The sequence below is a fragment of the Gilliamella sp. X-46 genome, from assembly GCF_057063525.1.
On the sequence record NZ_JBXSQH010000001.1, the window covers coordinates 383604 to 399515 of the forward strand.

Below are 15912 nucleotides of genomic sequence, written 5' to 3' on the forward strand. Positions count from 1 at the left end.
TTATTCTTGCTTTTCGGTAATATTGGATTCTTTGGAATCGGCTTTATTATCGTCGGTCTTTTCAATATCGATATCCTCTAAATCAGGATCGGGTTCATAGCCGCCAGCTTCTCGTATTTCGTTCGGTGTAAATACAGGAATACCCATCGATTGCTGTGCTTTAACATTAACGTCTGACATCTTGAGCATAAGCTCAATTCGTTCAGCTTGACTTGGTGCTAATAAGTCAGACCATTTAAGAGTAAGTGTACCGTTAACTAATGGTTGGATAACTTTTAGCTTAATAAGCCGATTAACAAACTCTTTGATTAATGTGCTCAAAAAACCATTACGTCGAGACATTCCTCGTTTTGCGTAATCTGTCTTATCTTCATCTGATGCTAATCGTCCCGTTTGTTGACCAAAAATAATGGTAAATGGCATTCTGACCGAGGCTGCAAAGCTATTTGCGGATACTGACCATCCAGCGCTCGGATCGGCAGGAGCAACCGATAAAATATTCGCTGTCGCACCTGCTGTAATTAGTGCACTGTCTGTACCTGAGTTTAACAATGCGATTTGTCGGTTTAATGCATCAGCAGGCTTTTCAAAGCCTCGCTTTCTTAACTCTCGCTCCAGCTCTTCCATGTCGGTATCAGTGTCATAATTCAGATGAACTTGCCTACTAGCATTCTTTAGGAAGCCCTCTGCGCTACCGCCTGAGTATTTCATCATGTCGATTAAATCGTTATAACCAACTTCAAGCTGTGATTCGCCATCATCCATGGAGTTAATCACGGATGTCTCATTTAAAATGATTATGCGATCAGGATGTATTCTGCGAGAGATATTGGGCTTACCTGACTTGTCACCTACCGATATTTCATTAAATTGGTACATTGTGACTTGGCCATAGTTTTCATCAGCTTCGTCATTATTCCATTCGCAAGCAGTTAACTGGGTTTCCCAAGTGGGGATTAGCTTAACAATGGCATCTTTTGGTTCAAGCCGGTTTAATACAGCGGTATCAACTGGTTCTTCCCATTTCCTACCGTCTCGTAATTGAATAATTATCCCAGCATATCTACCCACAATTCCACGCTTATCCGCTTCAGTGATAGCTGACCACAATTTATCGTTAAACAAATCAGTAACTATTTGCTCCCACGTTGTCAGTTTTGAATCTTGCTCTCGAATGTCGCCATCAATGAATTTTGGGTAATCTAGCCAGCAAATATCACTCAATCGCTCAACAAAACCGCGTGCAGCGCTGTTTCTTTTGTATAGCTTATAAAAATCAGAGAAAGTAAGGTTTTCTGGATAACCAAACTCGCGATCGATAAATGCCCTTTTGGTGTTATTAACCAAGCCTTGTGATGCATACGCTAACCGTTGTCTACTTATATCCTGATTGCTATTAATTGCTGTTTGGGCAGTATTTAATAACTGTTCATCTGTTAAATTTGAATAACCCATTATTACCTCATAAATAATCCTGCTGAGCGTTTGCGTGCATTTCGATTAGCCACAGCAAAATATCTAAACGCATCCGCACCGTGTGATGTATGGTCATGAAGCGGTTTATCTCGCCAACAGCCGTTTTTATCATCCCATGCTTTACGATACGCTTCTAAATGAGCAATACCTTGTTCACATTTGCTTGAATCAAATGCACAAAGCGGAAGAATTTCACGAACTGATTCGATACCATCATCAACACTTAACCTTGGAGCTACATTAAACTTAATGCTGTATTTCTCACCGTCAATTTCATAGCCTTCTTTTGCTATCTGTTTACGGCTCTTACCATCACCCGATAATTCACGATTATCAATATCGTGAGGTGCCCAGTGCTCAGCATATTCATAACCAAGCTTTTGTGCTTTGTCTTTTAAGACCTTCATGTAGTGCCTGAGACCCTCACCACTATTTTCGTAGTAGTCGATGATGTGAAATTCTTCACCCACTTTACGCACAAACCAAATAGCAGTTGAATCACCGACACCCAAGTCCCAATAGGTATAAACAGGTAAATGGCTATTATCAGGTAGCGTGGTAATGCGTTTTTCTTTGTATAGCTCTCTGAATTGCCTTGCATAGTAAGCGCCCTCGATTGATTGCTCAAAGGCTTCACTTGGAATAGATGGATATTCACGCTTCATATCATCACCAAGCGTTTTCTCTTTAGCGTGATACCAAGCTTTTTGTTGTTCGGTCAAGTTGATACCGTACTTAGCTTTTATCTCGCTAAAATATTCCTCTAATCTAGACGGTAATTGTTCAACTGGCTCTATCGCATAGAGCGGATTTTTCCACCAAGAGAAAAAGAAGAATTTCCAATCAAGTGATGATAATGGTTTTCCTTGAATATGGGCTTTTTCAGCTGTATTACAGTAATCGTAAAAATAACCACTTTTACCCTCAGCTGTACTTTCGATGGTAATGAAACAACCGGTAGCAACCGCCTCAAAAGCACCTGTGACGATTTCCTTAGCTTTATCAGGAAACTTAGCACAAATCTTACCAAACTCAGAAACATGTAAGTAACGCAATGTACCACCACGAAATGAAGTAGAAACATAAAGCGAACCACCCTTTTTAAAAACCAACTCGCTAGCAGCATCATTACTAGCAGGGTTGGCTTGTTTTATTTCTTCGGGTAGTCTGTCATAAGCATATTTGACTTTTTCTCTAAATAATCTTTTAGCATCATTTAAAGTGTGAGCAATCAAGGCGCATTTAGCTGATTCAAATAAAGCGGCATCTAACTGAATAATACATACTTCGGTAGTAAACCCCAATTGCCGAGCTTTTAAAATGATATTCCTCGTATGCATACCCTCGAAGTATTCAAGCTGTTCGGGGGTCATTGTGAAGCGAATTTGCTTGCCTGCTTTATCCGTGATGTAGTAGAGATTATTTAAACGCCAAAGCTTATTGCTGAGTTTTTTTAAATGACCAGGAGATAACATTAACCCTCCCGTGATAGTTTATCCATTAAATCCGAAAGTTGGCCAACTGAATTATCTTTTGGTGTATCATCAATGTTGTAAGCTTGACGCTCTAAAGTGATTAAATTTTTCAGCGTTTCACTTAATGCTTTCATTGACTTTACCCTTTCTGGCATTGATATGACGGACATATAAACTTCATTGAGTTTGTCCCTGCCGTTCTGGTCTGGATTTGCTAATAACTCACCAAGTTTTTTGAATGCCTCTATATCCGCACATTCAGCACCAAGCTCCTCAAACAAAGCATTAGCAATATTACGAGCTTTACGAATATCGCCTCGGTGTTCCATTCGGATATTAGCTATTACTTCGGCGTTAGCTTCAATAAGTATCCGCTCGTTTAACTTATTTTCACTGGATACCTGAGTGGATACCTCTTTTTTGGATACCAATGAGTCTGCTTTGTTTTTAATTTTTGCGCTTAAATCTCTTTCCCAACCATCACGCTTTGCTCTTTTATTTATTGCGCCGTGAGTTATTCCGTGTTGTGAAGCTATCTCTCTTATAGATAGTAATCCAGCCCTGTAGGCTGATTCGATAGCCTCCCAGTCTGGCTTTTTCATAATCTTTCCTTAAATTAATAATTGAATTTGTGATTGTTCTTGTAGTTTTTGTATCCTATTTGTTAACTCTGGCTTTTTCTCTTTACCCCAGCGTCTTAATAAGCGACCTGACATACTAGCTACATCTTTTTCTTTCATGTACTCAAGCATTAAGTCATTATGTTGTTTCATGTAGCTATGTTGCATTTTAGTAAGTTGTTCAGCCATCCAGTTAAATGCGTTAATGTACGCCTCTTTTATCTGTGCCGCAGCTTTACCAGTGAAGCCCATAACCAAAAATATAAATCCATCTTTAGTCATTTTATAAAAAGGCTGTGGCTTATTATTTTGTAAGTGATTGATTTCATAGCAAAGCTCAAAATTGAGCTTTGTAAAATCATCTGAACACTCTAAATTTTTTATGGCTCTTAAAACATTTTTATGATTTCGACCGAAATACTCCGCCACCTTTAAAGATGTCGTCATCACTTGATTACCTTGTAAAGTAACCATGTTTTCAAATTTGAATTGAGTTATAGTCATATTATGTCTCTCTATAGAATGAGCCTAAGTCACACAGAATAAACAGCCCCAAGAGTTCAGACATTAGCTGTCATTCTCTTAGACCCATTCTGTAAAGCTCTTGGTTAATATTTGCCGTGTGATGGCATTATGATTGGTTGAAAAGTGAATTGGGTTTGTGGTGTTTCAAACATTTTAGGCATAAAAAACCGCCAATTAAGCGGTTTGATTAAATATGCAGTTATTTTTTATAACCGCCCAGGATTTTTTATAGTTTATGCGGTAAAAGTGAATAGTTATTTATTTTTACTTTTGCTTTTGCTTTTGATGTATTTTTCTAGATTACTAATGTCATGTTTACTATCGTACAGATTTTTGCAACTAAACAAATCTAACACTAATAACGCGTCAGCCACCATATTGAATGCATCCTTTGCCATGGATTTGCAACCATGCTTGTCTTTTGAGTATTCAATAAATCTCAATGCACAATCTAATTTGTCACAAACCCAATTATCTACCCACGCTGGGAAATCGGGGTTGGCTCTAATTTTATTTAAATCGTATATTGCGGCGTCCAATTGACTTAGCGTGAACTCTTGCCAGTGTGATGATTCTTCATATGGTTTTAATCTCTGCATTTTTGGCAACCAGTTATCTTCGTCGCTTTTTATTTCACCTGTCACTTTAAACATAAACATATTCTCTTTACCAAGCAGCGTTAGCATTGGTTGAATGATGTTATCAAGAAAAGTTAGACCCCACTCTGGAAACCAATTCCTAACTTCTACAGTTGGTGATTCGTGATGTAGTTTACCAATATAAATTGGGTAAATTCCGTATGCCAAAGCGTAATGGGTATAATTAATTTGGATATATTCTTTTGAAACACGTTTAAATATCGCCATTTTTACCTCTTTAATTATTAATCTCTCTTATCGCCCTTTTATCGCTATTACACTGCCTCAACTCGTTCAATAATTCAGTGTACAGAACTGGACATTGCCCCCAAGTGATTCGTTTATCAATATGAGGCTCGTTATTTGGCTGTGTCAGCGATGCAGGAATATTGCATTGATAAACGTACTCAGTTTTTACCGTTCCGCATCCAGTCAGATACGTTACTAGGCATAAAATCATTAGCACATTGATTATTTTTAAGCGCATCTTTTATCTGCTCTTGAAGTTGTTTAATTGACATAGCGTCTTGAGCTTTTTCTTGCTCTCGTTGCGCTATGATTTGATTGTTTTTAGCAATGCTCTGGTTCAACTGTTCGATTTTCTCAGATAGTTCAGCTTTATCTTTTTTGAGCTGCTTTTTCTCTCGATAATTGTCGTAACCGAAATAGATAGTAAAAGCAAAACTAACAATGATTAATACTATGCTTACTATATTCACTTTAGACAGTTTGAACATGATGAATCACTCAACAATAACGATACAAATAAAAACCAACCCCAACCGTTGACATCATTAACCGCCATTATTGAAGCGATGATAAAGCATAAGATAGACATAACGCCTTCTCCTTTTCTCGTCTGATTACTAAGCCATTCAAAACCTGACCGCCTGCTTTATTCCATTTTGGAAACTCATTACACGCCGCTTTATAATCGCCGTTGTTCAGATGCTTATACATTGTTGATGTTCTCATTTTTGAGCATCCAACGTTAAAAGTAATCGAAGTAACGGAATCAAAAGCAGGTTGCGGCAGATGAAAACCATTAGCGTAGCGATTGACACACCGCTCCGCAGTTTTGATATCACCAACCCAACGCTCCGCTATTTCCTCGTCTGTGTATGCTTTTTGTTGAATGTTACCCGTAGAGCCAATACCAACCGTTAACACATTAGCTGGGCAATAATACGGCTCTCTTACGCATGATTCAGCATTACCGATTATTTCAAGCCCTGCTTTGCTCGTTCTGATTTCATCTGAGTAATTAGCAACAACAATACCGATAATTACCGAAACACTACAAATCGCACTCGTCGCTATTCTTGTTGTGTTTTTCATAGTATTGCTCTCTCAAATTCTTTTTATGATAAAAATCTCGGCGTTTATATACCCAGTTAATAATAAACGTCGCTATTGATAAAATAATACCAACCACAATAGCAATATCGTTCAAACTGAGCGCACCAAATAAAGTGCATATAGCTCCCCAGAAATACGAAATCGGTGAAGTGTATTTTTCCATGATGAATATTCTTGTTAGTTAATGATGTGACAGCGTGCTAGCTATTGTGTAGTTATGCATGTGTCTAGCTTTGCTGTCGATTCTGTAGATGCCCCCAAACGTATCACAAACCAGATTTATCCAGATTGTGTAGAGGTTATGAGGGGGACTGTTATGGTGGGTCTAGCTGGACTCGAACCAAGCTACCTTTCAATTATGAGTTGACCGCTCATACCGTATGAGCTTTAGACCCTTGAAAATGATTGACCTAAACGTGATATACAGAGGTTTAGGCACTGTTACGGTTCAACGACATCGATGTCGCCGACATTTGTAATATTGATTGTTAAAGCGACATAGCCCAAGCTAACATTGCCTCATCGCTTTCTAATGCGTAAAGCGGAATTTCTAGCGAACCCGCTTTTTCTGAGCTGTTTAGCGCATCTAAAAGATCGATTAAATATTTATCTTGTAAATCCGCTAGTTCTTTTGTTGATGTATTTTGCATATAAAAAAACCGACTTTCGTCGGCTTAAGTTAATTCATTTAAATACTAAATTTTTACAATTTTTTCCATTGATACTTCAGCAAGAAACCCGCTTCTACTTTTGTATTGTGGATTGTTTGCAACAATTCTATCGATCTCTTTTAATAATTTTCTTGGCAGTGTTATATTAAGCTTCTCGGCACCACCCATCAAATGTGTCAGATCAACATCAATCAACGCGAAAACCATCCCCTTATAATCATCATCATTTAAAAATGATTCAACATTACTTGGCGCAGGTATTTTTTCGCCATCCTCTACCAGAATTTCAATATGACTTGTAATTGCTTCTTTAGCATTACTTAATGCTTCCTCAAATGTATCGCCAGCAGAGAAGCAACCAGCAACATCTGGAACGATAACGCAATAAGCGTGTTCTTTATCACCTAATTCAATAGCAACTGGATATAACATAATTCACCTCAATAATTATCGAGACAACAAATAGCAATGTAGCAGGGCTTATAACCCTGCTTGTTTCATTATTGACTTAACTGTTTTTTCTTTTAAGTCTTTTTTGGGGTGTGGTATTGTTACTAGCCCCTTTTTTATTTGATGCTTAAAGTGATGATGACTACCTTTAACTCTTACTAAAAACCAACCATCCAACTCTAACATCTTAATTATTTCCTTGCTACTCATTATCTCCTCTGTTTTGTTAATTTATAGTGGTTATTATACCCACTAACGTAGAGAAGTCAACTTTTTATACCCACTATAACCACTTTTTTATAATTAGATAACAAAAAAGCCCGCATTTGCGAGCTTTGTATACAATAATTTCATGTTGATACCTTTATACTACTTTTTGCGTACGCAGTCAATATCTCACTTAAATAAATTTATTTTTTTAAATAGTTCCAACTCCATTCCCGTTTGCTGGGTTTGTTGAGCCAAAGCACCTATAACATGGCTTTCACCTGAGCTTTTAATTTTTCTAACACTACCTTCGCTACAACCAAGCTCACTCGCTATTTCCCTTAATGTTCGAGGTCTAATAAGAATAGAGCAAGATTCTTTTACTTTGTAACGCTCAATAAAAACATAATCATCATCTAATATTTCGTCGCCATAATATGATTTTATTAAAACAAGGGCTTCTTCTTTAGTTTTTTGAAATCTAATGTTCTTCATACTTGAAATAATACCATCTATAATCAACCCATCGTTATCTGAACACAACTCTTTATATTCTGGCTCTTGAGATTGATATAAGTTTAGCGCTCCTTGCTTCTTGTAAGCTTCCTTTCTTGACCAATTACCCCACAGCCTTAACACATCAGTAATATCGTAATCAGCCTGAAAGCGAACTCGTGTAACTGGTTTTACTATTTCCTTTGGCTCATCATCAACGTACATATATTCTGCTAGCATTTGTTACCTACCCTTCTTTAACTCTTTTAATTTTTGCTTATACTCAGCTTTAATCTGCTTTATTTGTTCTACCGTGTATTTTTTGGGTTCGTGATAACCCTCTAACCACTCAACTTTTTCAGCACCTATTTTTTTCACTAAATTAATTCTGTACTCAATGATGTTCCCCGATTTGTGGTTGTTACACGCTGAACATTGTTTATGTACATTCAGCTCACAGAATCGCAATTCTGGACATGCACCGACACTTCGATAATGCCCTGCATGATATTGCCCGTTATGATGACGCCCACAACTGATACACGGCTCGCTTTTATCTCGTTCTCGAATAAATGCGTTAAATACTGTTTGCGCATCTCTTAAATGCTCTGAGCGTGTTTTTATACGCTCTTTGGCTATCTGTGTTAACTTTCTTCTAACTCGCTCTTGAACTTTGTTATCTTTTGCATACTGAATAGCACAATCAATAGAACATACTTGAGCGAGCGAATTAAATAGCGCAAATTTTCTGCCGCAGCTTTTACATTTTTTCTGCTTTATTTCTCTCTTCATCGTCGAAACTTCGCTTTATTCTTGTAAAACTTACCACAAGAGCCTTTTACTTCACCATCAACGCCAATTAACGGTCTATTGCAAACAAATAAATCCAAATCAACGTTATATAAACAAGCCCCGCCACATTCAGGGCATTTAAAGCCAGTTTTAATTAGTTTATGTTTCTTTGGCATTGTCGTTAACCCTGTTTAAATTATGCTGGTTAATGTATTCCCTGCGTTGTTCTCTAACTATTGTGATTGCTCGCTCTAACTCTTGTTCTTTTTCTTCGTATCGTTTCAGTTGTTCTTTGTGTTCTTTGTGTTCGTTGTTCATCATGCCACCTTTGATAATTGGTCTTTGTACTGTTCAGCCAGTCGAATCGCTTCCTGTGCATCTGAGCTAAATATAACGCCATTTTCAGCTCCGAACTGTTCAGCACAAGTCACCACATCAGCAAATGCTTTTTTATTCATTCTTCGCGTTGATTGCCCCATGAATACCAGTCCGCCTTGAATTCCCTTTACACATTTCTGCCCGTGCAAATTAGCCGTGATTAAATGCTTCCATTCCTCTGCTGTGAGCTTTTCTCCGTTCCATTCAACTTGTTTTGCGATATCATTTAAAACAGCCCACATCATGCGATTTTGTGCTAACGTGCGATTGTCTTCATCAATTACAATTCGCAATGGACGCTCGCTATCAACTGGCAATTGATTTATTACGTTAATCGCTGTAGTGCGTGCTAGTTCGTGTGTTAATCGAAATTCTTTAATCATTGTTTATCACTCCGAATACTCAACTATTAACGTCGATTTGTTCTTCATTTTTTCGTGATAGCGTTTATATTTCTTTCTAACATTTAACCAAAATATCAATGCCCAAAAAGGAAAAAGAATAGGCGTTGTTAATATCAAAAACGTATATATAACAAGGCTTAACAAGTGTATTGGAAATAAAATCGCTTCTTGATTAAGAATCCCAAAAAACTCATCTTTAATATCGTTTAGCTGTTTAATTCCGAACGATGACGCTTTTAATGATAAACAGCTCATAAAATCAGGATAATATCCTTTCCGCATGGCTTTGAACGGTTCTTTAATAAAATCGTTCAACGTTGGCTTTGTCACTTAGTTGCTCTCCAAATTACGAATCCCCAAAAAATAAACGCAGCTATTGCTACAATCGCTTCATCACTCATCTGCTAACTCCTTATTCGCAACCATTTTGTTTAAATTGATTAATTTTGTTAGACCGAAAATCTGAGCTGGAATATAAAAACATAAAAGGACAACCCATCCCTCATACGCAATAAAAAAGGTCGATAAAATGGCATAAATCAAGTTCCAAGCTATATGAAAATTGGTTAAATAATTCCAGTTTTCAATAAACTTTTCAGACGGAATGAGAATAGCTAAATACAAAATGAAACATTCAAACCAAAACACAATTTTTGGTATAACTATAAAGTTTTCGCTAATCAATTTAGACATAAGAATAGCTATGACTATGATTGCCGTGTATGAAATTTTTATTAATAATTTACCGCTCATTATTTACCTCTCATCAATACACAGATGTTTTTTATTTTCAAAAATCTTCTCGTACTCATTCGCCTTTGCAATATCTTGCTCTAACGCATCTTTTTTACCTGCCCTGATTCGATATTTCAGAATGTTACCGAGACAAAAGCCCCTAAACTGCTCTACAGTCATGATACGCGCTATAATGTCGATAGATTCGATGCCCTCGATTACTTGATAGTGCTTTGGATTTTTTACGTTGTCACTCATTGCTCACCCCGATCCCCGTCTAATTCAGCTCTTGCTAGCCATGAAATTAATGCAGAACTAATAAAATCAACATCTTGCGTTAAAATTTTTTGAACAAACTCATTTTTTTTATAATCTTCGATCCCCTCAGGAATTGGAGTAATTAGATGTTTTTTAAATCTTTCTACTTCTTTTTCTAACTCTTGCTGTGTTAATTTAGTCATCACCCATCCCCAAATAATTATCAACATCTGATGTTGGAACTGAACACATACAAAGTGAAACTTCGCGACTGAAAAAACCTTTTTCCCTGAAATTCTCTATTTGATTGTCAAAACTCTCACGTGCATAAGAAATAGCCTTTTCTTTATCTTCTAATTTAAAATATTTAGTAGCGAGTATACCCTCATAAAAACCTATCAAAACCGTCTTTTCAACTTTCAATTTGTCTATTTTGTATTGCGCTATTTCAATTAACTCTTCTAATTCCTCAGAAGTTAACCCTTTTAAAATGTTAGATAATTTAGTCATTTTCTTTATTCTCTTGATGTTCGTACCATTCTTTTGTTGTAACTACAATTCGATGATTAGCTGTTTCATAAAACACAACCCCATTTTCGTTCACTCTGTTTTCAACTGAATCAAGGAACCTCCCAGCTTGCACTAACTCATTGTCTGAAAAAAATGAATTAATGATGTTAATGCTAGCTACTAAAACGTTGACAGCTAACGCAATAACGATTAACCAAGAAACTAGATAGTTAATAACCGCTTTAGAGCGTCTAGTAAAATCTTCAAACATCACTAAACCCTCACGCACTCAAAGTTCTCAAGCTGAATTAGTTCTTTTACTTTCCACCCAAAAGAATTCTTTTTACCGTTTGATAGCTTTTCAATGCATTGTTCGACTGTTAATTCTTCATTAGTAAAATGCGTCCAGTTTGTTGGTTGATGTCCTTCTTTTATGATTGTTGCTGTTATTTTGTAAGCCATTTATTCAAATACTCCTCATCTATCCACACGTCTTTGCTATTTTTTCTATTAATGGTCTGTCTATTAACTTCGCAACAGCGTTGTAGGTTGTAATTAAATCGTTTATTTCATCATTCCATCGACCGCAGTCTAAGTGACTTTTAAAGTGTTGTTTATAATTATCAATTGACGCAAATTGCGTATCTGCAAGCTCATGCAATAAATCGATATTGACTAAAATTTTATTTCGCTCAGCCATTTCTGTATCAACTCCCTCAATTTTGCCTTATCTGCTTCTGAATATTTTTTAACTCGTTCTGCTAACTGCTGCTTAATCTTTGCCACATTCGCTCCCCTGCTTTTTATCGCTCTCACATAGTCGTACGCTATTTTGTCTAGCATGTGATAACGTCCGAGTGGGCAGTGGTTAACTGGCTCGCGCATATTTACGCTCTTTCTTCACTGGCTCTGGATTAGCTTTAGCATAAGATTCAGCTTGATTAACTTCATAAATACGACCATTGCTAATACCTGCAAAAACAGTAAAATTTCCCGAACCGTGACGATTTAACGCTACATTAATTTCCATTAAGTTCTTATCTGCGTTATCGTTGTAAACTGCATCACGATAAATACCTACCCAGTAATCGCAGTCTTGCTCAATTTGCCCTGTGTCACGGCTATCACTTGGGATCGGACGCTTATCCGCTCTTGATTCAAGATTACGGTTTAATTGAGTTAACATGACAACAACGCAATTAAGCTCCTTAGCTAAGGCTTTAAGCCCTTTAGTAATTGCTCCATAAGCCAAGTCATTACGAGTATCATCGCCAGTTTTTTCTTTCTCCATTAACGTTAGATAGTCAACCATGATCATGCCTATTTGCCCCTTTTCTCTTGCCATTCGTCGAGCTTCTGAACGGATATGCGATAGCGTGATCGCAGGTGTATCATCAATGTAAATGTTATCGGTGTTTGATAATTCGTTGAGATGATGCATAACGTGCGCAAATTCTGAATCTGAACCTAACCCACCGTCATAAAAAATATTGCTATTTACCGCTGATTCTTGAGCTAAAATATTTTCAAGCATTTGCTCATCTTGCATTTCTAACGAAAACATCAGCACAGGTAATTTTTCATTCATAGCGCAATGACGAGCCATGTTAATTTCGAACGTGGTTTTACCCATTTTTGGACGAGCACCAACGACAAACAGCGATCCGCGAACAAGCCCTTTAGGCGATAATTTTTCATCTAGTGCTTTTATCCCAGTTGATAAACCACGCGCACTATCTGCATTTTCTAATCGTTTTTCTAATGTTTCAGTCCACTTATCAGCGATTATTTTTAACGACTTAAGCCCCGTTGTTTTACCTGTTTTGTTATAGTCATCAATTTGCGTAAATAGCGCATGAATAGCCGATATTTTGTCGCTAGTAGATAGATTTGATTTCTCAAAAATCATCGCACTACAGTCGTTTAATTTTTGCAATGTATAGCGTTCAATCGCTTTGTCTCGAACAATTCCAGCATAGGCTGTAACGTTGATCATCGACGGCGTATTTTTTGATAATTCAGCCAGATACGCTAAACCACCACAATCTTTCAAAATCCCTTTTGCTTCCATACAGTCTGACAATGTAATCAGATCAATTGGGTAATTTTTACGATTTAATTCAAGCATTTCAGCAAAAATAACTTGATGATGTCTGCCGTAGAACGATTCTGGCTTCAATGAATAGATTGCTTTTTGGCAGCGGTCTGATTGAAAATCTAACATCATTGAGCCAAGTACTGCTTGTTCAGCAACTAAATCATGAGGGATCACGTTCACAGCGTACCCTCCTTGAATTTTGTATAAGTTTCATCTGTCACAATGTATTCAAATTTAGCCTTCCAGTTTCGCTTGTTTTCACCAAACACCCAAGCTGGTGCTCTTTCTACAAAATCATAAAAATAGTTAATCAAATCATTTATGTTTAGTTTTTTGTTGTCTTTAAAAAATTTTTTAACTAGGTTTTTTCGTGCAGTGGTCATTTTTTGAATTTGAGGTAATCTGTTTTCTACAGCATCGTTGTATGCATCCATGACTAAATCAAAATCAATTGAGTTTTTATTTTTTGGCGCAGATGAGTCATCGTCAGATGACATATTATTTTTATTATTACTTTCTTGTTCTAATACTTTATTGTTCTGTTGGTCAACTTTTTGGTCATTTGATTGGTCATTAGGTCGGTCATTAACACCGTTTAAAGTCTTGATATTACTAGCTTGGTATTGGTCATTAGGTTGGTCAATCTTTTGGTCATTTGATTGGTCGCAAAAATATGACTGATAAGCATCATAATTTATGATAGTTATAACCGTACCTAAACGATTGCCAGACTTAGAAATCATGCCTTGATTTTCGAAAAATTCTAATGCCCTGCGGATGATTGTGGAGTTAACAGGTTTGCCACCAATTTCAATTTGACTAGCTAAAATTTCCCTAGTCGTAACTAGTTGCCCACGAGACAAATCCCAGTCACGGCCTTTAAAATTAACAGTTCTATCCTTGTAACTTGCATCAAGTAATAAATTTTCCCAAAGCGTGCGCTTAATAGCGCATTTAGCCCAATCAGCGTGTCTAACACTACGACTCAATGCAATATAACCCTTTTTAAAATTACTCATGTTTACGCCTTTTTTAGCGTTATAAAAATCGATTACTTCTGCCGTGGACATGATTTACCTCTTTTAGCTGATTGAAACACTTCTACAAATCGCTTTCCAAATTCTGGGTTATGTAATGCGATCATCGCTAACTCTTCGGGTTTTTCTGCCCGTTGACATGTTCTGTAATATGATTTATTCTTTCTCATGTGATTTACTCCGATTCAGTGATCACGCGCCACTAACCCTAATTAGTGGCTTTTTTATACCATTTCATCAATCTCTAAGTATTTTCTTGCTAATGTTTTTATAGATTTCAGCTCTGCTTGTGACACTTCTAACGAATCATCAGGAACAACTTTTAACCCTAAACAAGTTATTAGTTTTGCAATCACGGGAATATCATCGTTTTTTAATCTAGATATTTTTGACTCGCTCATACCCAACTCTATTGCAATAGTTGTCTGTGTTTTTTCTGCAAGACGTTGCAAGATTATGCTTTCAATCTTTCTCGCTCTTTCATTTGTTTTATTCGATAATTTTTCCATTGATTTGATCTCTGTTATTTTTTCGATACAAAGAACTATCTACCTTTAATTTTCCATTGGTAAATTCTTGTAGACGATACGCGTTTTTTTCTGGGATTATTTCGCCCCATTGAGAAACAGCAGCAGGACTAATCATCAAAGCATCAGCTACCTTTTTGGGATTTTTAAAATAATTAATAACTATTTTTTTTAGCATAATTTAAATCCATTAATTTAAGACTTCTAAAATACTACATTGTTAGAAAACTTAAGTCAATATGATTTAAGATAACTTAAACAATAAAAGAGGTGTCAAATGACAACAGAAACAATTGGCCAAAGAATACGGAGGCGAAGAAAAGCCTTAAATCTTACGCAAAAAGACTTGGCTAAATCTTTACAGGATGCTAGCCATGGGTCAATATCACAATGGGAATCAGATACAACATCACCTAGCGCTAAAAATTTATTCGACTTATCAATAGCTCTTGAGTGTGATTTTGCATGGCTTCTGAATGGTGGGGAAGAATCCAATGTCGTTCCCGCATCATTAAAATCTTTCAAGGTACCATTAATTAGTTATGTACAAGCAGGAGTTTGGACTGAATCATGCGAATTAAGAGATTCAACAGGATTTGAATACATTATGACTTCATTGGAATTATCGGATAAAGCATTTGCATTACAAATAAAAGGCGACTCAATGGAGCCAGAATTTAAAGAAGGTGATGTTGTCATTATAGATCCAGCCGTTAACCCCATCCCCGGTGAATTTGTTGTCGCAATGAATGGCGAATCAGAAGCAACTTTCAAGAAATATAGAGAGTTAGGATATGATGAGCATGAAAGAATGCAATTTGAACTTATACCATTAAATCCTGACTATACAACAATGAGCACATTAACTCAGCAAATAAGAATAGTTGGCACAATGGTTGAGCATAGGATATTCAGACGTAAAAGATAGATGTAATCAATGCTATAAAAAATGGTTAATATCAAAAAGAGGTTTTAATGAAAAAATTATTATTAATTAGTTTTTTATCTGCATCAACGATAGCTTGTGCAAAAAAAGAATCAGCACAAAACAACGTTAACATTGCTAATCCTGCATCAGTTTATTGCGAAAGTCTTGGTGGTAAATCTGAAATAGTAAAGGACAGCAAAGGTTGGTATGGATTATGCCACCTACCCGACGGAACTACTGTCGATGAATGGAAATTATACAGAGATAAACATTAATAACCGCTTCGGCGGTTAAATAAAAAAAGATCATAAAGATACTGACTATTTCTT

Annotated in this window: 30 protein-coding genes and 1 tRNA gene; 2 read left to right on the forward strand and 29 right to left on the reverse strand. The window is 36.6% G+C overall.

The genetic code is table 11. The features are described 5' to 3' along the window. The 29 genes from ACYIAJ_RS01925 to ACYIAJ_RS02065 all read right to left on the reverse strand — a co-directional run bounded on the left by ACYIAJ_RS01925 (position 1) and on the right by ACYIAJ_RS02065 (position 14833). Positions 1-1455 carry an anti-CBASS protein Acb1 family protein gene (locus ACYIAJ_RS01925; protein WP_483564245.1) on the reverse strand — a complete coding sequence of 485 codons (1455 nt, stop codon included), beginning with the start codon at positions 1453-1455 and terminating at the stop codon, positions 1-3. Positions 1456-1457: 2 nt separating this feature from the next. Next, positions 1458-2951: a terminase gene (locus tag ACYIAJ_RS01930; RefSeq protein WP_483564246.1), complete on the reverse strand. Its 1494-nt coding sequence runs from the start codon at positions 2949-2951 to the stop codon at positions 1458-1460. Next, a complete protein-coding gene (locus ACYIAJ_RS01935) occupies positions 2951-3553 on the reverse strand; it encodes a hypothetical protein (RefSeq protein WP_483559333.1) in 603 nt (200 codons plus the stop codon). Before ACYIAJ_RS01935 ends, ACYIAJ_RS01930 begins: the two co-directional genes overlap by 1 nt. A gap of 9 nt (positions 3554-3562) precedes the next feature. Beyond that, a complete protein-coding gene (locus ACYIAJ_RS01940; RefSeq protein ID WP_483559331.1) occupies positions 3563-4075 on the reverse strand; it encodes a Rha family transcriptional regulator in 513 nt (170 codons plus the stop codon). A gap of 275 nt (positions 4076-4350) precedes the next feature. Then, the gene (locus ACYIAJ_RS01945; protein ID WP_483564247.1) at positions 4351-4962 is read right to left on the reverse strand and encodes a hypothetical protein; all 612 of its coding nucleotides are present in this window, start codon (positions 4960-4962) and stop codon (positions 4351-4353) included. Between the two features lie 10 nt (positions 4963-4972). Then, positions 4973-5221 (reverse strand): Rz1-like lysis system protein LysC, encoded by a 249-nt coding sequence (gene lysC / locus ACYIAJ_RS01950; protein ID WP_483564248.1) that lies wholly within the window; start codon positions 5219-5221, stop codon positions 4973-4975. Beyond that, positions 5142-5471 (reverse strand): hypothetical protein, encoded by a 330-nt coding sequence (locus tag ACYIAJ_RS01955; RefSeq protein WP_483564298.1) that lies wholly within the window; start codon positions 5469-5471, stop codon positions 5142-5144. The genes lysC and ACYIAJ_RS01955 overlap by 80 nt, the downstream gene beginning before the upstream one ends. Before the next feature lie 67 nt (positions 5472-5538). After that, positions 5539-6072 carry a lysozyme gene (locus ACYIAJ_RS01960; RefSeq protein ID WP_483564249.1) on the reverse strand — a complete coding sequence of 178 codons (534 nt, stop codon included), beginning with the start codon at positions 6070-6072 and terminating at the stop codon, positions 5539-5541. Then, on the reverse strand, positions 6032-6256 hold the full coding sequence (locus ACYIAJ_RS01965; protein WP_080702289.1) for a phage holin family protein: 225 nt from the start codon (positions 6254-6256) through the stop codon (positions 6032-6034). Before ACYIAJ_RS01965 ends, ACYIAJ_RS01960 begins: the two co-directional genes overlap by 41 nt. 154 nt (positions 6257-6410) lie before the next feature. Beyond that, positions 6411-6488 (reverse strand) — tRNA-Met (locus ACYIAJ_RS01970). A 93-nt stretch (positions 6489-6581) separates the two neighbouring features. Continuing rightward, positions 6582-6743 (reverse strand): hypothetical protein, encoded by a 162-nt coding sequence (locus tag ACYIAJ_RS01975; protein WP_483564250.1) that lies wholly within the window; start codon positions 6741-6743, stop codon positions 6582-6584. Positions 6744-6788: 45 nt separating this feature from the next. Further along, positions 6789-7196 (reverse strand): type II toxin-antitoxin system HicB family antitoxin, encoded by a 408-nt coding sequence (locus tag ACYIAJ_RS01980; RefSeq protein WP_483564251.1) that lies wholly within the window; start codon positions 7194-7196, stop codon positions 6789-6791. A gap of 48 nt (positions 7197-7244) precedes the next feature. Then, on the reverse strand, positions 7245-7424 hold the full coding sequence (locus ACYIAJ_RS01985) for a type II toxin-antitoxin system HicA family toxin (RefSeq protein WP_483564252.1): 180 nt from the start codon (positions 7422-7424) through the stop codon (positions 7245-7247). Between the two features lie 186 nt (positions 7425-7610). After that, positions 7611-8156: an antiterminator Q family protein gene (locus tag ACYIAJ_RS01990; RefSeq protein WP_483564253.1), complete on the reverse strand. Its 546-nt coding sequence runs from the start codon at positions 8154-8156 to the stop codon at positions 7611-7613. 3 nt (positions 8157-8159) lie between these two features. Next, a complete protein-coding gene (locus tag ACYIAJ_RS01995; protein WP_483564254.1) occupies positions 8160-8708 on the reverse strand; it encodes a recombination protein NinG in 549 nt (182 codons plus the stop codon). Continuing rightward, positions 8705-8884, reverse strand: coding sequence for a hypothetical protein (locus ACYIAJ_RS02000; RefSeq protein WP_483564255.1), 180 nt, complete (start codon positions 8882-8884; stop codon positions 8705-8707). Before ACYIAJ_RS02000 ends, ACYIAJ_RS01995 begins: the two co-directional genes overlap by 4 nt. Next, positions 8868-9026 (reverse strand): hypothetical protein, encoded by a 159-nt coding sequence (locus ACYIAJ_RS02005; protein ID WP_483564256.1) that lies wholly within the window; start codon positions 9024-9026, stop codon positions 8868-8870. The genes ACYIAJ_RS02000 and ACYIAJ_RS02005 overlap by 17 nt, the downstream gene beginning before the upstream one ends. Further along, positions 9026-9469, reverse strand: a complete 444-nt coding sequence (locus ACYIAJ_RS02010) for a recombination protein NinB (RefSeq protein WP_483564257.1) — start codon at positions 9467-9469, stop codon at positions 9026-9028. Before ACYIAJ_RS02010 ends, ACYIAJ_RS02005 begins: the two co-directional genes overlap by 1 nt. Before the next feature lie 414 nt (positions 9470-9883). Then, on the reverse strand, positions 9884-10243 hold the full coding sequence (locus ACYIAJ_RS02015) for a hypothetical protein (RefSeq protein WP_483564258.1): 360 nt from the start codon (positions 10241-10243) through the stop codon (positions 9884-9886). Positions 10244-10246: 3 nt separating this feature from the next. Then, positions 10247-10483 carry a DUF3310 domain-containing protein gene (locus ACYIAJ_RS02020; protein ID WP_483564259.1) on the reverse strand — a complete coding sequence of 79 codons (237 nt, stop codon included), beginning with the start codon at positions 10481-10483 and terminating at the stop codon, positions 10247-10249. Next, the gene (locus ACYIAJ_RS02025) at positions 10480-10686 is read right to left on the reverse strand and encodes a hypothetical protein (RefSeq protein WP_483564260.1); all 207 of its coding nucleotides are present in this window, start codon (positions 10684-10686) and stop codon (positions 10480-10482) included. The genes ACYIAJ_RS02020 and ACYIAJ_RS02025 overlap by 4 nt, the downstream gene beginning before the upstream one ends. Beyond that, on the reverse strand, positions 10679-10993 hold the full coding sequence (locus ACYIAJ_RS02030) for a hypothetical protein (protein WP_483564261.1): 315 nt from the start codon (positions 10991-10993) through the stop codon (positions 10679-10681). Before ACYIAJ_RS02030 ends, ACYIAJ_RS02025 begins: the two co-directional genes overlap by 8 nt. Then, positions 10986-11282 carry a hypothetical protein gene (locus ACYIAJ_RS02035; protein WP_483564262.1) on the reverse strand — a complete coding sequence of 99 codons (297 nt, stop codon included), beginning with the start codon at positions 11280-11282 and terminating at the stop codon, positions 10986-10988. The genes ACYIAJ_RS02030 and ACYIAJ_RS02035 overlap by 8 nt, the downstream gene beginning before the upstream one ends. Then, positions 11267-11455, reverse strand: coding sequence for a DUF1187 family protein (locus tag ACYIAJ_RS02040; RefSeq protein WP_483564263.1), 189 nt, complete (start codon positions 11453-11455; stop codon positions 11267-11269). The genes ACYIAJ_RS02035 and ACYIAJ_RS02040 overlap by 16 nt, the downstream gene beginning before the upstream one ends. A gap of 19 nt (positions 11456-11474) precedes the next feature. Next, a complete protein-coding gene (locus ACYIAJ_RS02045) occupies positions 11475-11693 on the reverse strand; it encodes a hypothetical protein (RefSeq protein WP_483564264.1) in 219 nt (72 codons plus the stop codon). A 168-nt stretch (positions 11694-11861) separates the two neighbouring features. Then, on the reverse strand, positions 11862-13271 hold the full coding sequence (locus tag ACYIAJ_RS02050) for a replicative DNA helicase (RefSeq protein ID WP_483559311.1): 1410 nt from the start codon (positions 13269-13271) through the stop codon (positions 11862-11864). Further along, positions 13268-14161: a hypothetical protein gene (locus ACYIAJ_RS02055; RefSeq protein WP_483559309.1), complete on the reverse strand. Its 894-nt coding sequence runs from the start codon at positions 14159-14161 to the stop codon at positions 13268-13270. Before ACYIAJ_RS02055 ends, ACYIAJ_RS02050 begins: the two co-directional genes overlap by 4 nt. Positions 14162-14352: 191 nt before the next feature. Further along, positions 14353-14637, reverse strand: coding sequence for a CII family transcriptional regulator (locus tag ACYIAJ_RS02060; protein WP_483559307.1), 285 nt, complete (start codon positions 14635-14637; stop codon positions 14353-14355). After that, a complete protein-coding gene (locus ACYIAJ_RS02065; RefSeq protein ID WP_483559305.1) occupies positions 14618-14833 on the reverse strand; it encodes a Cro/CI family transcriptional regulator in 216 nt (71 codons plus the stop codon). The genes ACYIAJ_RS02060 and ACYIAJ_RS02065 overlap by 20 nt, the downstream gene beginning before the upstream one ends. Positions 14834-14932: 99 nt before the next feature. On the opposite strand from ACYIAJ_RS02065, the gene ACYIAJ_RS02070 reads away from it, so the two are divergent. Further along, positions 14933-15583 carry a LexA family protein gene (locus ACYIAJ_RS02070; RefSeq protein WP_483559303.1) on the forward strand — a complete coding sequence of 217 codons (651 nt, stop codon included), beginning with the start codon at positions 14933-14935 and terminating at the stop codon, positions 15581-15583. 47 nt (positions 15584-15630) lie between these two features. Continuing rightward, positions 15631-15858 (forward strand): putative hemolysin, encoded by a 228-nt coding sequence (locus ACYIAJ_RS02075; protein ID WP_483559301.1) that lies wholly within the window; start codon positions 15631-15633, stop codon positions 15856-15858. The last annotated feature ends 54 nt before the right edge of the window (positions 15859-15912 follow it).

Bases quoted from the DNA above. Each gene is read 5' to 3' on its own strand.
- ACYIAJ_RS01925 (WP_483564245.1), bottom strand. From the start codon at position 1,455: ATGGGTTATTCAAATTTAACAGATGAACAGTTATTAAATACTGCCCAA.
- ACYIAJ_RS01930 (WP_483564246.1), bottom strand. From the start codon at position 2,951: ATGTTATCTCCTGGTCATTTAAAAAAACTCAGCAATAAGCTTTGGCGT.
- ACYIAJ_RS01935 (WP_483559333.1), bottom strand. From the start codon at position 3,553: ATGAAAAAGCCAGACTGGGAGGCTATCGAATCAGCCTACAGGGCTGGA.
- ACYIAJ_RS01940 (WP_483559331.1), bottom strand. From the start codon at position 4,075: ATGACTATAACTCAATTCAAATTTGAAAACATGGTTACTTTACAAGGT.
- ACYIAJ_RS01945 (WP_483564247.1), bottom strand. From the start codon at position 4,962: ATGGCGATATTTAAACGTGTTTCAAAAGAATATATCCAAATTAATTAT.
- lysC (WP_483564248.1), bottom strand. From the start codon at position 5,221: ATGCGCTTAAAAATAATCAATGTGCTAATGATTTTATGCCTAGTAACG.
- ACYIAJ_RS01955 (WP_483564298.1), bottom strand. From the start codon at position 5,471: ATGTTCAAACTGTCTAAAGTGAATATAGTAAGCATAGTATTAATCATT.
- ACYIAJ_RS01960 (WP_483564249.1), bottom strand. From the start codon at position 6,072: ATGAAAAACACAACAAGAATAGCGACGAGTGCGATTTGTAGTGTTTCG.
- ACYIAJ_RS01965 (WP_080702289.1), bottom strand. From the start codon at position 6,256: ATGGAAAAATACACTTCACCGATTTCGTATTTCTGGGGAGCTATATGC.
- ACYIAJ_RS01975 (WP_483564250.1), bottom strand. From the start codon at position 6,743: ATGCAAAATACATCAACAAAAGAACTAGCGGATTTACAAGATAAATAT.
- ACYIAJ_RS01980 (WP_483564251.1), bottom strand. From the start codon at position 7,196: ATGTTATATCCAGTTGCTATTGAATTAGGTGATAAAGAACACGCTTAT.
- ACYIAJ_RS01985 (WP_483564252.1), bottom strand. From the start codon at position 7,424: ATGAGTAGCAAGGAAATAATTAAGATGTTAGAGTTGGATGGTTGGTTT.
- ACYIAJ_RS01990 (WP_483564253.1), bottom strand. From the start codon at position 8,156: ATGCTAGCAGAATATATGTACGTTGATGATGAGCCAAAGGAAATAGTA.
- ACYIAJ_RS01995 (WP_483564254.1), bottom strand. From the start codon at position 8,708: ATGAAGAGAGAAATAAAGCAGAAAAAATGTAAAAGCTGCGGCAGAAAA.
- ACYIAJ_RS02000 (WP_483564255.1), bottom strand. From the start codon at position 8,884: ATGCCAAAGAAACATAAACTAATTAAAACTGGCTTTAAATGCCCTGAA.
- ACYIAJ_RS02005 (WP_483564256.1), bottom strand. From the start codon at position 9,026: ATGAACAACGAACACAAAGAACACAAAGAACAACTGAAACGATACGAA.
- ACYIAJ_RS02010 (WP_483564257.1), bottom strand. From the start codon at position 9,469: ATGATTAAAGAATTTCGATTAACACACGAACTAGCACGCACTACAGCG.
- ACYIAJ_RS02015 (WP_483564258.1), bottom strand. From the start codon at position 10,243: ATGAGCGGTAAATTATTAATAAAAATTTCATACACGGCAATCATAGTC.
- ACYIAJ_RS02020 (WP_483564259.1), bottom strand. From the start codon at position 10,483: ATGAGTGACAACGTAAAAAATCCAAAGCACTATCAAGTAATCGAGGGC.
- ACYIAJ_RS02025 (WP_483564260.1), bottom strand. From the start codon at position 10,686: ATGACTAAATTAACACAGCAAGAGTTAGAAAAAGAAGTAGAAAGATTT.
- ACYIAJ_RS02030 (WP_483564261.1), bottom strand. From the start codon at position 10,993: ATGACTAAATTATCTAACATTTTAAAAGGGTTAACTTCTGAGGAATTA.
- ACYIAJ_RS02040 (WP_483564263.1), bottom strand. From the start codon at position 11,455: ATGGCTTACAAAATAACAGCAACAATCATAAAAGAAGGACATCAACCA.
- ACYIAJ_RS02045 (WP_483564264.1), bottom strand. From the start codon at position 11,693: ATGGCTGAGCGAAATAAAATTTTAGTCAATATCGATTTATTGCATGAG.
- ACYIAJ_RS02055 (WP_483559309.1), bottom strand. From the start codon at position 14,161: ATGTCCACGGCAGAAGTAATCGATTTTTATAACGCTAAAAAAGGCGTA.
- ACYIAJ_RS02060 (WP_483559307.1), bottom strand. From the start codon at position 14,637: ATGGAAAAATTATCGAATAAAACAAATGAAAGAGCGAGAAAGATTGAA.
- ACYIAJ_RS02065 (WP_483559305.1), bottom strand. From the start codon at position 14,833: ATGCTAAAAAAAATAGTTATTAATTATTTTAAAAATCCCAAAAAGGTA.
- ACYIAJ_RS02070 (WP_483559303.1), top strand. From the start codon at position 14,933: ATGACAACAGAAACAATTGGCCAAAGAATACGGAGGCGAAGAAAAGCC.
- ACYIAJ_RS02075 (WP_483559301.1), top strand. From the start codon at position 15,631: ATGAAAAAATTATTATTAATTAGTTTTTTATCTGCATCAACGATAGCT.